Annotated in this window: 10 protein-coding genes; 9 read left to right on the forward strand and 1 reads right to left on the reverse strand. The window is 67.1% G+C overall.

What is annotated here, in order from left to right; translation table 11 throughout:
- The first annotated feature begins 66 nt into the window (after positions 1-66).
- The 5 genes from ACFPP6_RS21770 (at position 67) to tuf (ending at position 8771) form a co-directional block, all read left to right on the forward strand.
- The gene (locus tag ACFPP6_RS21770; RefSeq protein WP_382044907.1) at positions 67-3966 is read left to right on the forward strand and encodes a DNA-directed RNA polymerase subunit beta'; all 3900 of its coding nucleotides are present in this window, start codon (positions 67-69) and stop codon (positions 3964-3966) included.
- A gap of 438 nt (positions 3967-4404) precedes the next feature.
- Complete coding sequence (gene rpsL / locus ACFPP6_RS21775) at positions 4405-4776, forward strand: 30S ribosomal protein S12 (RefSeq protein WP_003948652.1); 372 nt, start codon at positions 4405-4407, stop codon at positions 4774-4776.
- 2 nt (positions 4777-4778) lie between these two features.
- Positions 4779-5249 (forward strand): 30S ribosomal protein S7, encoded by a 471-nt coding sequence (gene rpsG / locus ACFPP6_RS21780; RefSeq protein ID WP_030368420.1) that lies wholly within the window; start codon positions 4779-4781, stop codon positions 5247-5249.
- A gap of 39 nt (positions 5250-5288) precedes the next feature.
- Positions 5289-7412: an elongation factor G gene (gene fusA, locus ACFPP6_RS21785; protein WP_382044913.1), complete on the forward strand. Its 2124-nt coding sequence runs from the start codon at positions 5289-5291 to the stop codon at positions 7410-7412.
- Positions 7413-7577: 165 nt separating this feature from the next.
- Entirely contained in the window at positions 7578-8771 is a 1194-nt protein-coding gene (gene tuf, locus ACFPP6_RS21790) for an elongation factor Tu (RefSeq protein WP_058046830.1), read from the forward strand.
- A 114-nt stretch (positions 8772-8885) separates the two neighbouring features.
- Here the strand turns inward: tuf and ACFPP6_RS21795 are convergent, their stop codons facing one another.
- Positions 8886-11000 carry a PIG-L family deacetylase gene (locus ACFPP6_RS21795; protein ID WP_382044916.1) on the reverse strand — a complete coding sequence of 705 codons (2115 nt, stop codon included), beginning with the start codon at positions 10998-11000 and terminating at the stop codon, positions 8886-8888.
- Between the two features lie 620 nt (positions 11001-11620).
- Between ACFPP6_RS21795 and rpsJ the strand changes: the two genes are divergently transcribed.
- From rpsJ to rplW, 4 genes are read left to right on the forward strand one after another with little or no spacing between them, the layout of a single operon-like run.
- The gene (gene rpsJ, locus ACFPP6_RS21800; protein ID WP_003948644.1) at positions 11621-11929 is read left to right on the forward strand and encodes a 30S ribosomal protein S10; all 309 of its coding nucleotides are present in this window, start codon (positions 11621-11623) and stop codon (positions 11927-11929) included.
- A 13-nt stretch (positions 11930-11942) separates the two neighbouring features.
- On the forward strand, positions 11943-12587 hold the full coding sequence (gene rplC, locus ACFPP6_RS21805; RefSeq protein ID WP_030368416.1) for a 50S ribosomal protein L3: 645 nt from the start codon (positions 11943-11945) through the stop codon (positions 12585-12587).
- A 7-nt stretch (positions 12588-12594) separates the two neighbouring features.
- Positions 12595-13245 carry a 50S ribosomal protein L4 gene (gene rplD / locus ACFPP6_RS21810; protein WP_058046828.1) on the forward strand — a complete coding sequence of 217 codons (651 nt, stop codon included), beginning with the start codon at positions 12595-12597 and terminating at the stop codon, positions 13243-13245.
- Positions 13245-13568 (forward strand): 50S ribosomal protein L23, encoded by a 324-nt coding sequence (rplW, locus tag ACFPP6_RS21815; RefSeq protein WP_030368414.1) that lies wholly within the window; start codon positions 13245-13247, stop codon positions 13566-13568. The genes rplD and rplW overlap by 1 nt, the downstream gene beginning before the upstream one ends.
- Positions 13569-13578: the final 10 nt, after the last annotated feature.

The following is a 13578-nucleotide window of genomic DNA, read 5'->3' on the forward strand; positions in this document are numbered from 1 at the left end:
CGGTCGTCCCCGGACCCCCTCAGACCACTGATGAAGACACGACCCTGAAAGAGGGATTGACGAACAGTGCTCGACGTCAACTTCTTCGACGAGCTGCGGATCGGCCTGGCGACCGCGGACGACATCCGAACCTGGTCCCACGGCGAGGTCAAGAAGCCGGAGACCATCAACTACCGCACCCTGAAGCCCGAAAAGGACGGACTCTTCTGCGAGAAGATCTTCGGTCCGACCCGGGACTGGGAGTGCTACTGCGGCAAGTACAAGCGTGTCCGCTTCAAGGGCATCATCTGTGAGCGCTGTGGCGTCGAGGTCACCCGCGCCAAGGTGCGCCGTGAGCGGATGGGCCACATCGAGCTGGCCGCTCCCGTCACCCACATCTGGTACTTCAAGGGCGTTCCGTCGCGGCTGGGCTACCTGCTCGACCTCGCCCCGAAGGACCTCGAGAAGGTCATCTACTTCGCCGCCTACATGATCACGTGGGTGGACGAGGAGCGCCGCACGCGCGACCTGCCCTCGCTGGAGGCCCACGTCTCCGTCGAGCGCCAGCAGATCGAGCAGCGCCGTGACGCCGACCTCGAGGCCCGTGCCAAGAAGCTCGAGTCCGACCTGGCCGAGCTCGAGGCCGAGGGTGCCAAGGCCGACGTGCGCCGCAAGGTGCGCGAGGGCGCCGAGCGCGAGATGAAGCAGCTGCGCGACCGTGCGCAGCGCGAGATCGACCGTCTCGACGAGGTCTGGAACCGCTTCAAGAACCTCAAGGTCCAGGACCTCGAGGGCGACGAGCTGCTCTACCGCGAGCTGCGCGACCGCTTCGGCACCTACTTCATGGGTGCGATGGGCGCCGCCGCGCTGCAGAAGCGCCTGGAGTCCTTCGACCTCGACGAGGAGGCCGAGCGCCTCCGCGAGATCATCCGGACCGGCAAGGGCCAGAAGAAGACCCGTGCGCTCAAGCGCCTCAAGGTCGTCTCCGCCTTCCTGCAGACCCGCAACAGCCCCAGCGGCATGGTGCTGGACTGCATCCCCGTGATCCCGCCGGACCTGCGTCCGATGGTGCAGCTGGACGGTGGCCGCTTCGCGACCTCCGACCTGAACGACCTGTACCGCCGTGTGATCAACCGCAACAACCGCCTCAAGCGTCTCCTTGACCTCGGTGCCCCCGAGATCATCGTGAACAACGAGAAGCGGATGCTGCAGGAGGCCGTCGACGCACTGTTCGACAACGGCCGCCGCGGTCGCCCGGTCACCGGTCCCGGTAACCGCCCGCTGAAGTCCCTCAGCGACATGCTGAAGGGCAAGCAGGGTCGATTCCGTCAGAACCTGCTCGGTAAGCGAGTCGACTACTCGGCCCGTTCCGTCATCGTCGTCGGTCCGCAGCTGAAGCTGCACCAGTGCGGTCTGCCCAAGGCCATGGCGCTGGAGCTCTTCAAGCCGTTCGTGATGAAGCGCCTGGTCGACCTGAACCACGCGCAGAACATCAAGTCGGCCAAGCGCATGGTCGAGCGCGGCCGCACTGTGGTGTACGACGTCCTCGAAGAGGTCATCGCCGAGCACCCGGTGCTGCTGAACCGTGCGCCCACCCTGCACCGCCTCGGCATCCAGGCCTTCGAGCCGCAGCTGGTCGAGGGCAAGGCCATCCAGATCCACCCGCTCGTCTGCACCGCGTTCAACGCGGACTTCGACGGTGACCAGATGGCCGTCCACCTGCCGCTCTCCGCGGAGGCGCAGGCCGAGGCCCGCATCCTGATGCTGTCCTCGAACAACATCCTCAAGCCGGCCGACGGCCGTCCGGTCACCATGCCGACCCAGGACATGGTGCTCGGTCTGTTCTTCCTCACCACCGACGAGGAAGAGCGCAAGGTCATCGGCGAGGGCCGGTCCTTCGGCTCGGTCGCCGAGGCGATCATGGCGTTCGACGCCCGTGAGCTCTCGCTCCAGGCGAAGGTCGACATCCGCTTCCCGATCGGCACCGTTCCCCCGCGCGGCTGGGTTCCCCCGGTCGCCGAGGAGGGCGAGCCGGAGTGGCAGCAGGGCGACAGCTTCCGCCTGCGCACCACCCTGGGCCGCGCGCTCTTCAACGAGCTGCTGCCCGAGGACTACCCGTTCGTCGACTACTCGGTGGGCAAGAAGCAGCTCTCCGAGATCGTCAACGACCTGGCCGAGCGCTACCCCAAGGTCATCGTGGCGGCGACGCTCGACAACCTGAAGGCGGCCGGCTTCCACTGGGCGACCCGTTCCGGCGTCACCGTGGCCATCTCCGACGTCGTGGTCCCCGAGGCCAAGAAGGAGATCGTCCGCGGCTACGAGGCGCAGGACGAGAAGGTCCAGAAGCAGTACGAGCGCGGTCTGATCACCAAGGACGAGCGCACGCAGGAGCTCATCGCGATCTGGACCAAGGCGACCAACGAGGTCGCCGAGGCGATGAACGCGAACTTCCCCAAGACGAACCCCATCTTCATGATGGTTGACTCGGGTGCCCGAGGAAACATGATGCAGATGCGGCAGATCGCCGGTATGCGTGGTCTGGTGTCCAACGCGAAGAACGAGACCATTCCGCGACCCATTAAGGCGTCGTTCCGTGAGGGTCTCTCCGTGCTGGAGTACTTCATCTCCACCCACGGTGCCCGTAAGGGTCTCGCGGACACCGCCCTCCGTACCGCCGACTCGGGTTACCTGACCCGTCGTCTCGTGGACGTCTCGCAGGACGTCATCATCCGCGAGGAGGACTGCGGCACCGAGCGCGGCCTCAAGCTGCAGATCGCGTCCCGCGGCGCCGACGGCGTGCTGCGCAAGGCCGACGACGTCGAGACCAGCGTCTACGCCCGCATGCTGGCCGAGGACGTCGTCATCGACGGCAAGGTCATCGCGCCGGCCAACGTCGACCTCGGTGACGTGCTCATCGACCAGCTCGTCGCCAACGGCGTCGAGACGGTCAAGACCCGCTCGGTCCTCACCTGTGAGTCCGCGGTCGGCACCTGTGCCTTCTGCTACGGCCGCTCGCTGGCGACCGGCAAGCTGGTGGACATCGGTGAGGCGGTCGGCATCATCGCCGCCCAGTCCATCGGTGAGCCCGGTACCCAGCTGACGATGCGTACCTTCCACACCGGTGGTGTGGCCGGTGACGACATCACCCAGGGTCTGCCCCGTGTCGTCGAGCTCTTCGAGGCTCGTACGCCCAAGGGTGTCGCCCCGATCTCGGAGGCGGCCGGCCGCATCCGCATCGAGGAGACCGAGAAGACCAAGAAGATCGTCGTCACTCCGGACGACGGCAGCGAGGAGACGGCGTTCCCGATCTCCAAGCGCGCCCGTCTGCTGGTCAGCGAGGGCGAGCACGTCGAGGTGGGCCAGAAGCTCACCGTGGGTGCCACCAACCCGCACGACGTGCTGCGCATCCTGGGTCAGCGCGCCGTCCAGGTCCACCTGGTCGGCGAGGTCCAGAAGGTCTACAACTCGCAGGGCGTGTCGATCCACGACAAGCACATCGAGATCATCATCCGGCAGATGCTGCGCCGTGTGACGATCATCGAGTCCGGCGACGCGGAGCTGCTGCCGGGCGAGCTCGTGGAGCGCTCGCGCTTCGAGGGCGAGAACCGTCGTGTGGTCACCGAGGGCGGTCACCCCGCCTCCGGCCGCCCGCAGCTGATGGGTATCACCAAGGCCTCGCTCGCCACCGAGTCGTGGCTGTCGGCGGCGTCCTTCCAGGAGACGACCCGGGTGCTCACCGACGCGGCGATCAACGCCAAGTCGGACTCCCTGATCGGCCTCAAGGAGAACGTCATCATCGGTAAGCTCATCCCGGCCGGTACGGGCCTGTCCCGCTACCGCAACATCCGGGTGGAGCCCACCGAGGAGGCCAAGGCCGCGATGTACTCGGCCGTCGGTTACGACGACATCGACTACTCGCCCTTCGGCACCGGCTCCGGCCAGGCGGTCCCGCTGGAGGACTACGACTACGGTCCGTACAACCAGTAAGTCGCAAGCGGTACGTCCACAGGGCGGTCACCCCACCGGGGTGGCCGCCCTGCGGCGTACCGGGGGACGTGCCCGGGGAGCGCCGGCCGCGTGATTTCACCCATACGCGCGACACGGACCTCCCGCAGACCCGGGAAACCGTCACATATGCAGCACATCGGGGTGTCCTCCGCGTGTGCATTTGTTTTGACCGCAGCCCATGCGCTAGGTAGGCTCTGACCTTGTGCCTGGGGTGTCCCTGGGCTCTCGTGCGTGCCCACAGTCCGCGCGGGAGACCGGACCTCTCGGATCTTTTCGGTCCGATGCGGTCGAAGACACCGAATTTCGCGCCCTTCCGTACACCGGTATGGGTCTGCGGCCTTCGACACGCCCGACCGCGTGGGTCGGCGGGTTCCAGGTTAGTTTTATCGTGATCGGCACACAGAAACCGGAGAAACGGTGCCTACGATCCAGCAGCTGGTCCGGAAGGGCCGGCAGGACAAGGTCGAGAAGAACAAGACGCCCGCGCTCGAGGGTTCGCCCCAGCGCCGCGGCGTCTGCACGCGTGTTTTCACGACCACCCCGAAGAAGCCGAACTCGGCGCTCCGTAAGGTCGCGCGTGTGCGTCTGACCTCCGGCATCGAGGTCACCGCTTACATTCCGGGTGAGGGCCACAACCTGCAGGAGCACTCGATCGTGCTCGTGCGCGGTGGCCGTGTGAAGGACCTGCCGGGTGTTCGCTACAAGATCATCCGCGGCTCCCTCGACACGCAGGGCGTCAAGAACCGTAAGCAGGCTCGCAGCCGCTACGGCGCCAAGAAGGAGAAGTAAGAATGCCTCGTAAGGGCCCCGCCCCGAAGCGCCCGGTCATCATCGACCCGGTTTACGGCTCCCCCCTGGTGACGTCGCTCATCAACAAGATCCTCCTGCACGGCAAGCGCTCCACCGCCGAGCGCATCGTGTACGGCGCCATGGAGGGTCTGCGCGAGAAGACCGGTAACGACCCGGTCATCACCCTCAAGCGCGCTCTCGAGAACGTGAAGCCGGCTCTCGAGGTCAAGTCCCGCCGCGTCGGTGGCGCCACCTACCAGGTGCCGGTCGAGGTCCGTCCGGGCCGCGCCTCCACCCTGGCGCTCCGCTGGGTCGTCGGTTACTCCCGCGCCCGCCGCGAGAAGACCATGACCGAGCGCCTCATGAACGAGCTCCTGGACGCCTCCAACGGTCTGGGCGCTGCGGTCAAGAAGCGTGAGGACACGCACAAGATGGCCGAGTCCAACAAGGCCTTCGCGCACTACCGCTGGTAGTCGCTACCCCCATCGAGAACCGAGAGAAGACTGAGCCATATGGCCACCACTTCGCTTGACCTGGCCAAGGTCCGCAACATCGGGATCATGGCCCACATCGACGCGGGCAAGACGACCACCACCGAGCGGATCCTGTTCTACACCGGTGTTTCGTACAAGATCGGTGAGGTCCACGACGGCGCTGCCACGATGGACTGGATGGAGCAGGAGCAGGAGCGTGGCATCACGATCACGTCTGCTGCCACCACCTGCCACTGGCCGCTGAACAACGTCGACCACACCATCAACATCATCGACACCCCGGGCCACGTCGACTTCACCGTCGAGGTGGAGCGTTCGCTGCGCGTGCTCGACGGTGCCGTGACGGTGTTCGACGGCGTTGCCGGTGTCGAGCCCCAGTCCGAGACCGTTTGGCGTCAGGCGGACCGCTACGGCGTGCCGCGCATCTGCTTCGTCAACAAGCTGGACCGTACGGGTGCCGAGTTCCACCGCTGCGTCGACATGATCGTCGACCGCCTGGGCGCGGTTCCGCTGGTCATGCAGCTGCCGATCGGCACCGAGGCCGACTTCAAGGGCGTGGTCGACCTCGTCCAGATGAAGGCGCTGGTCTGGTCCGCCGAGGCCGCCAAGGGCGAGATGTACGACGTCGTCGACATCCCGGACACCCACATCGAGGCTGCCGAGGAATGGCGCGGCAAGCTCCTCGAGGGCGTTGCCGAGAACGACGAAGAGATGATGGAGCTCTTCCTCGAGGGCCAGGAGCCCACCGAGGAGCAGCTGATGGCGGCCATCCGCCGCATCACCCTCGCGTCGAAGGGCGGCGGCGACTCCGTCACCGTCACCCCGGTGTTCTGTGGTACCGCGTTCAAGAACAAGGGCGTTCAGCCCCTGCTCGACGCCGTGGTCCGCTACCTGCCGTCGCCGCTGGACATCGAGGCCGTCGAGGGCCACGCGGTCAACGACGCCGACGAGGTCGTGAAGCGCAAGCCGTCCGACGACGAGCCGTTCGCCGGCCTTGCCTTCAAGATCATGAGCGACCCGCACCTCGGCAAGCTCACCTTCGTCCGGGTTTACTCGGGCCGCATGACGGCGGGCACCCAGGTGCAGAACTCCGTCAAGGGCAAGAAGGAGCGCATCGGCAAGATCTACCGGATGCACGCGAACAAGCGTGAGGAGATCGAGTCGGTGGGTGCCGGTGACATCGTCGCCGTCATGGGTCTGAAGCAGACCACCACCGGTGAGACCCTCTGCGACTCCGCGAACCCGGTGATCCTCGAGTCGATGGACTTCCCGGCCCCGGTCATCCAGGTCGCCATCGAGCCCAAGTCCAAGGGCGACCAGGAGAAGCTCGGCGTCGCGATCCAGCGTCTCGCCGAGGAGGACCCGTCCTTCCAGGTCCACACGGACGAGGAGACGGGCCAGACCATCATCGCGGGTATGGGCGAGCTGCACCTCGACGTGCTGGTCGACCGTATGAAGCGTGAGTTCAAGGTCGAGGCCAACGTCGGCAAGCCGCAGGTCGCGTACCGCGAGACGATCCGCAAGGCCGTCGAGCGCATCGACTACACGCACAAGAAGCAGACTGGTGGTTCCGGCCAGTTCGCCAAGGTGCAGATGGCGATCGAGCCCCTCGAGGGCGACGGCTACGAGTTCGAGAACAAGGTCACCGGTGGCCGTATCCCGCGGGAGTACATCCCGTCCGTGGACGCGGGTTGCCAGGAGGCCATGGAGTTCGGTGTTCTGGCCGGCTACCCGCTGACCGGCGTCAAGGTGACGCTGCTCGACGGTGCCTACCACGACGTCGACTCCTCCGAGCTGGCGTTCAAGATCGCCGGTTCCATGGCGTTCAAGGAGGGTGCTCGTAAGGCGTCCCCGGCTCTGCTCGAGCCGATGATGTCCGTCGAGGTCACCACCCCCGAGGACTACATGGGTGATGTCATCGGTGACATCAACTCCCGCCGTGGCCAGATCCAGGCCATGGAGGACCGTCACGGCGCCAAGCTCGTCAAGGGCCTGGTTCCGCTGTCGGAGATGTTCGGCTACGTCGGAGACCTCCGCAGCAAGACTTCGGGTCGCGCAAGCTACTCGATGCAGTTCGACTCCTACGCCGAGGTTCCGCGGAACGTCGCCGAGGAGATCATCGCGAAGGCCAAGGGCGAGTAATCGGCTCCGTCTCCACAGACGAAGCTCACGCTTTAGGCTTGACACCGACTGTCGGGGCATACCACCGCAAACCGTGGCGGTGTGCCCCGGCGGACGGCACCCCAGCAAAGATCCCTGGCGCCGACCCAATCCAGGCGTACAGAACCACTCCCCAGGAGGACCCCAGTGGCGAAGGCGAAGTTCGAGCGGACTAAGCCGCACGTCAACATCGGCACCATCGGTCACGTCGACCACGGTAAGACCACTCTTACCGCGGCGATCACCAAGGTGCTGCACGACGCGTACCCGGACCTGAACCCCTTCACGCCTTTCGACGAGATCGACAAGGCCCCGGAGGAGCGTCAGCGCGGTATCACCATCTCGATCGCGCACGTCGAGTACCAGACCGAGTCGCGTCACTACGCCCACGTTGACTGCCCGGGTCACGCGGACTACATCAAGAACATGATCACCGGTGCCGCCCAGATGGACGGCGCGATCCTCGTGGTCGCCGCGACCGACGGTCCGATGCCGCAGACCAAGGAGCACGTGCTCCTGGCCCGCCAGTCCGGCGTTCCGTACATCGTTGTCGCCCTGAACAAGGCCGACATGGTGGACGACGAGGAGATCCTGGAGCTCGTCGAGCTCGAGGTCCGTGAGCTCCTCAACGAGTACGAGTTCGACGGCGACAACGCTCCGGTCGTCCAGGTCTCGGCGCTCAAGGCGCTCGAGGGCGACAAGGAGTGGGGCGAGAAGCTCCTCGGCCTGATGAAGGCTGTCGACGAGAACATCCCGCAGCCCGAGCGTGACGTCGACAAGCCGTTCCTGATGCCGATCGAGGACGTCTTCACGATCACCGGTCGTGGCACCGTCGTCACCGGTCGTATCGAGCGTGGTGTCCTGAAGGTCAACGAGACCGTCGACATCATCGGCATCAAGACCGAGAAGACCACCACCACGGTCACCGGCATCGAGATGTTCCGCAAGCTGCTCGACGAGGGCCAGGCCGGTGAGAACGTCGGTCTGCTCCTCCGTGGCATCAAGCGCGAGGACGTCGAGCGCGGCCAGTGCATCATCAAGCCGGGTTCGGTCACCCCGCACACCGAGTTCGAGGCCACGGCCTACATCCTGTCGAAGGACGAGGGTGGCCGTCACACCCCGTTCTTCAACAACTACCGTCCGCAGTTCTACTTCCGTACGACTGACGTGACCGGTGTTGTGACCCTCGCCGAGGGCACCGAGATGGTCATGCCCGGCGACAACGCCGAGATGTCCGTCTCCCTGATCCAGCCCGTCGCGATGGAGGAGGGCCTGCGCTTCACCATCCGTGAGGGCGGCCGCACCGTCGGCGCCGGCCAGGTCACCAAGATCAACAAGTAAGTCTTCTTGCTTGAAGGTCTGAGAAGGCCCCGCACATCCTCGGATGTGCGGGGCCTTCTCGCATGCGCCCGTAGGGACGAAATCAGCTGTACGGGTGAACGCCGTACGGCCGCATCAGGTGTGCGGGAGCTCCGGGCGCCAGATCCACGGCCGCGCGTCCGGGCTCATCCCGGCCACGCACAGCTGGTGGCCGGCGTCCGTGGTCATCGCGGAGGTGCCCACGGGCACGAGCTTCGCGTCGGAGCGCACGGGCTCGGAGTCGCCGGAGCCGTCGATGAGCTGTATCTCGCCGTTCACCGCCCGCCCGAGCACCATCACCGCGTCCTGCCCGCCCCGGACGGCCAGGGTGTGCGCGGAGAGCGGCCCGTAGCCCGCGAAGTCCGGCAGCTCGGCGGTGCGCATCTCGTCGGAGCCCGGCGTGAAGGTGTGGACCACCGGCTCGACGGCCGCGGGGGAGCGGTAGACGAGGGCCAGGGCGCCCTCGGGGCCGAGCGCCGCACCAGGGAGCCCGCCCGGCTGCGGCAGGCCCTTCAGGGGCGCGTAGCGGACCGGCTTGCCCGGCTCGTCCTGCGTCCAGTGGTGGACGGTGTCGCGGCCGGTGCCGAAGACGTGGACGCGCTGCTCCCCGTCCAGGACGGCGGTGAGCCCGTCCTGGATCTCCTGGCCGTGCAGGCTCTGCCACTTCCCCCAGGTGCCGTCGGCCTCGCGCACCCGGCCGGAGACGCCCTTGCCCGCGTTGCGGACGAAGAGGTGCACGCGCCCGTCGGGGGTGGCGACGGCGGCCGGCACGCCCACGCGGCGGCCGCGGTCGGGGCGCTGCTCGGGGTTGCCGAGGCCGGTCCAGGCCTTGAAGGGGCCGCCGGGGGAGCGCTGCTCCAGGACGACGATCTCGCGGGTGTCGGGGTGGCCCTGCCCGGTGAGGGCGGAGAACCGCAGGGCGAACAGCAGCCGGCGCCCCTGGGAGTCCTGCACCGCCGCGAGGACGGGCGCGAGGGGACCGCCGCCGAGGTTCTGCGGCTCGCTCCAGCGGCCGCTGCCGGGGGAGGTCTCCTGCCAGCGCACGGCCTGGGTGCCCAGCACGCCGAAGGCCTCCAGGCGGCCGGCCCTGTCGGTGCCCAGGGCCGTGGTGGGGCCCTGGTAGCGGTAGTGGGTGGAGCGGATCCAGCCCTTGCGGTTCGTCATGGGGCGGTCGCCGCCCTGGCCGTAGTCGCCGCAGCCGGCGGGGTTGCCGCACTCCCACGCGGGGTCGCCGCCGTACGCCTGGACCAGGCGGTGCTTCTGCTCTATGACCTCGGGCGGGAGGTTGTGCGGCCAGCGCTGGTTGTAGTAGCCGCGGAAGGACGTGGTCACGAAGCGGGGCGGGTGGCCCTCGCGCTTGGTGGTGTCGGCCACCCACTGGGAGAGCGCCTTCCAGGTGAAGAGCGCGGTCGGGGTGTGGTCGCGGTGGTCGGAGCAGGCCCCGTAGTCGTTGTCCTTGGGGTGGGTGGCGTCGTGGACCTGGTAGTCGGGGTCCGGGTCCATGGTGTGGACCACGGTGGGCCGGAACCGGTCCATGATCCCGGCGAGCACGTCCACCAGCGTGCCGTGCCGGTAGGTGCTGGCGGACGTGCACGGCGAGCCGGTGGCGACGAGCGACTGCATCTCGCCCTCGGGCCGCTCCCACAGCAGGGGCAGCCGCATCTCGCCGGCCGAGAGCATGGCGATGTTGAGGAAGATCAGCTGCGCCTTGCGCCTGCCGTTGGTGAGCTCGTTGGTCTCGGCCTTGACGCCGCCGCCCAGGTCCAGGACGGACTTCTTCCAGGCCGTGAACTGGTCCAGGCCGATCATCTCGGCGTACGCCTGGCGCAGGCCCTGGTGGCGCGCGGAGGAGTAGGCCGCCTTGTCGGGCCTGGTCTTGGGCATGCCCTCGATCCAGTTCTGCCCGACGGCCTCGCCGGCCGTGACGTAGACCGAGACGACGGGGACCCCGGCCCGCACGATGTGCTCGGCGTCGGGGCTCATGAAGTACAGGTCGTCGTCGGGGTGCGCCATGACCTGCAGCAACAGGGAGTTCCCGGTGTTGGTGAAGGACTGGGTGGCGCTGGGGTCCACAGCTCTTATGGGGCTGGGGGAGGCCTTGGGCTTCTTGCCGCCCCCTCCGCTGCACCCCGCCGCGACGGCCGCCGTGACGGCGGCCAGGCCGGCGAGCGCGGTCCGGCGGGATATCACCATGTGCTGTGAGATGTTCAACTACATGACTCCGTCCCGTTGTGCAGACGCGGTCCCCTGCTGCCCCGGCGTGATAGGGGACGACGGGGGGAGCGCGGCGGTTGCCCGGGGCCGCGGCAAACCCCGGCAAAGTGCGGATTTCTCGGCGACCGGCAGGCGTGGAGCAGGTGACCTGGGGGACCCGAGCGGCGGTCGAGGTGTAAGAGCCATAGTGTCCCGTATGTCGGCGAGGTGGTTTGACAACTGAGCCGGTCGGGGTACCGTCTTCGGCCACGATTGGCGCCTCTTCGGCCGCGTATGGCACACTGTTCAGGTTGCTCGGTTGAGTGCCGATGCTGCGCGCCTCCCGCCGGGAGGACTGGAAGCGAGTCCCGCAGTACTCGTCGCCTCTTATCAGGGGCGGAAGTACGGGAATCTTCCGGGAAGTGTCAGCGGGGCCCCAGCCAGGCACTCGGTGGGTGTCTTTCCCCCACAACCCCCTTCACCAGGGAATTTCCTTAGGGAAATCTGCTGGAAGGGGCGCGACACGCCCGACCGCGTGGGTCGGAGGTGGAGTGGGGAAGGACGGCGTTCGGAAGCGGTTTCCGGGCGCAGCCGGCCGAGTCCCAGAGCGTTACGAGAGACAGGACTACTGAGTAGCCATGGCGGGACAGAAGATCCGCATCCGGCTCAAGGCCTACGACCACGAGGTCATCGACTCCTCGGCGAAGAAGATCGTCGAGACGGTGACGCGCACTGGTGCGTCGGTCGCGGGCCCGGTGCCGCTGCCCACTGAGAAGAACGTGTACTGCGTCATCAAGTCGCCGCACAAGTACAAGGACTCGCGCGAGCACTTCGAGATGCGCACGCACAAGCGCCTCATCGACATCCTCGACCCCACGCCGAAGACGGTTGACTCGCTCATGCGTCTCGACCTGCCGGCGGGCGTCGACATCGAGATCAAGCTCTGAGGTGACGCGCGAGATGGCTAAGAACATTAAGGGCGTCCTGGGCGAGAAGCTCGGCATGACCCAGGTCTGGGACGAGAACAACCGGGTTGTCCCGGTGACCGTCGTCAAGGCCGGGCCCTGCGTCGTCACCCAGGTCCGCACCAACGACAGCGACGGCTACGAGTCGGTCCAGATCGCCTTCGGCGAGATCGACCCGCGCAAGGTGAACAAGCCCCTCAAGGGTCACTTCGCCAAGGCCGACGTCACCCCGCGCCGCCACCTGGTGGAGCTGCGTACCGCTGACGCCAGCGAGTACACGCTCGGCCAGGAGATCACCGCTGCCGTGTTCGAGTCGGGCGTCAAGGTTGACGTCACCGGCAAGAGCAAGGGCAAGGGCTTCGCCGGTGTCATGAAGCGTCACAACTTCCGTGGCCTCGGCGCCGGGCACGGCACCCAGCGCAAGCACCGCTCCCCCGGTTCCATCGGTGGCTGCGCCACCCCGGGCCGTGTGTTCAAGGGCCTCCGCATGGCGGGCCGCATGGGCAACGAGCGGGTCACCACCCAGAACCTGACCGTCCACGCCGTTGACGCGGAGAAGGGCCTGCTCCTCATCAAGGGCGCGGTTCCTGGTCCGAACGGCGGCCTCGTCCTGGTCCGTACCGCGGCCAAGGGGGCCTGAGGTAACGATGAGCACCATTGACATCCTTTCGCCGGCAGGCGACAAGGCCGGGACCGTCGAGCTCCCCGCGGAGATCTTCGACGCGAAGGTCAGCGTTCCGCTGATCCACCAGGTCGTCGTCGCGCAGCTGGCCGCTGCCCGTCAGGGCACGCACAAGACCAAGACCCGTGGCGAGGTCCGCGGCGGTGGCAAGAAGCCGTACCGCCAGAAGGGCACCGGTCGCGCCCGTCAGGGTTCGACCCGCGCGCCGCAGTTCGCCGGTGGTGGCGTCGTGCACGGTCCCGTGCCGCGTGACTACTCGCAGCGCACCCCGAAGAAGATGAAGGCCGCCGCCCTGCGCGGTGCCCTCTCGGACCGCGCGCGTCACTCCCGCATCCACGTCGTCTCCGACGTGGTCGAGGGTGCGGCGTCCACCAAGGCCGCGAAGAGCCTGTTCGGCAAGATCAGCGAGCGGAAGAACCTGCTCCTGGTCGTCGAGCGCTCCAACGAGGCCGCGTGGCTGTCCGCCCGCAACCTGCCCCAGGTTCACATCCTGGAGCCGGGCCAGCTGAACACGTACGACGTGCTCGTCTCCGACGACGTGGTCTTCACCCAGGCCGCCTTCGAGTCCTTCGTGTCTGGCCCCAAGGCCGTTGAGACCGAAGGGAGCGAGGCCTGATGACTGAGGCCGTCGTCACCAGCAAGACGTTCTCGGACCCGCGCGACCTCCTGGTCAAGCCGGTTGTCTCCGAGAAGAGCTACGCGCTGCTGGACGAGAACAAGTACACGTTCATCGTCGACCCGCGCGCCAACAAGACCCAGATCAAGCAGGCCGTCGAGGCGGTCTTCTCGGTCAAGGTCACCGGGGTCAACACGATCAACCGTCAGGGTAAGCGCAAGCGCACCAAGACCGGTTTCGGCAAGCGTGCCAACACCAAGCGCGCCATCGTGACCCTCGCCGAGGGCGACCGTATCGACATCTTCGGCGGTCCGACCGCCTAAGGGCGGTCTG

The organism is Streptomyces aureoversilis, from assembly GCF_042657885.1.
GTDB classification, from domain to species: domain Bacteria; phylum Actinomycetota; class Actinomycetes; order Streptomycetales; family Streptomycetaceae; genus Streptomyces; species Streptomyces aureoversilis.

Bases quoted from the DNA above. Each gene is read 5' to 3' on its own strand.
- rpsJ (WP_003948644.1), top strand. From the start codon at position 11,621: ATGGCGGGACAGAAGATCCGCATCCGGCTCAAGGCCTACGACCACGAG.
- rplC (WP_030368416.1), top strand. From the start codon at position 11,943: ATGGCTAAGAACATTAAGGGCGTCCTGGGCGAGAAGCTCGGCATGACC.
- rpsG (WP_030368420.1), top strand. From the start codon at position 4,779: ATGCCTCGTAAGGGCCCCGCCCCGAAGCGCCCGGTCATCATCGACCCG.
- rplD (WP_058046828.1), top strand. From the start codon at position 12,595: ATGAGCACCATTGACATCCTTTCGCCGGCAGGCGACAAGGCCGGGACC.
- fusA (WP_382044913.1), top strand. From the start codon at position 5,289: ATGGCCACCACTTCGCTTGACCTGGCCAAGGTCCGCAACATCGGGATC.
- rplW (WP_030368414.1), top strand. From the start codon at position 13,245: ATGACTGAGGCCGTCGTCACCAGCAAGACGTTCTCGGACCCGCGCGAC.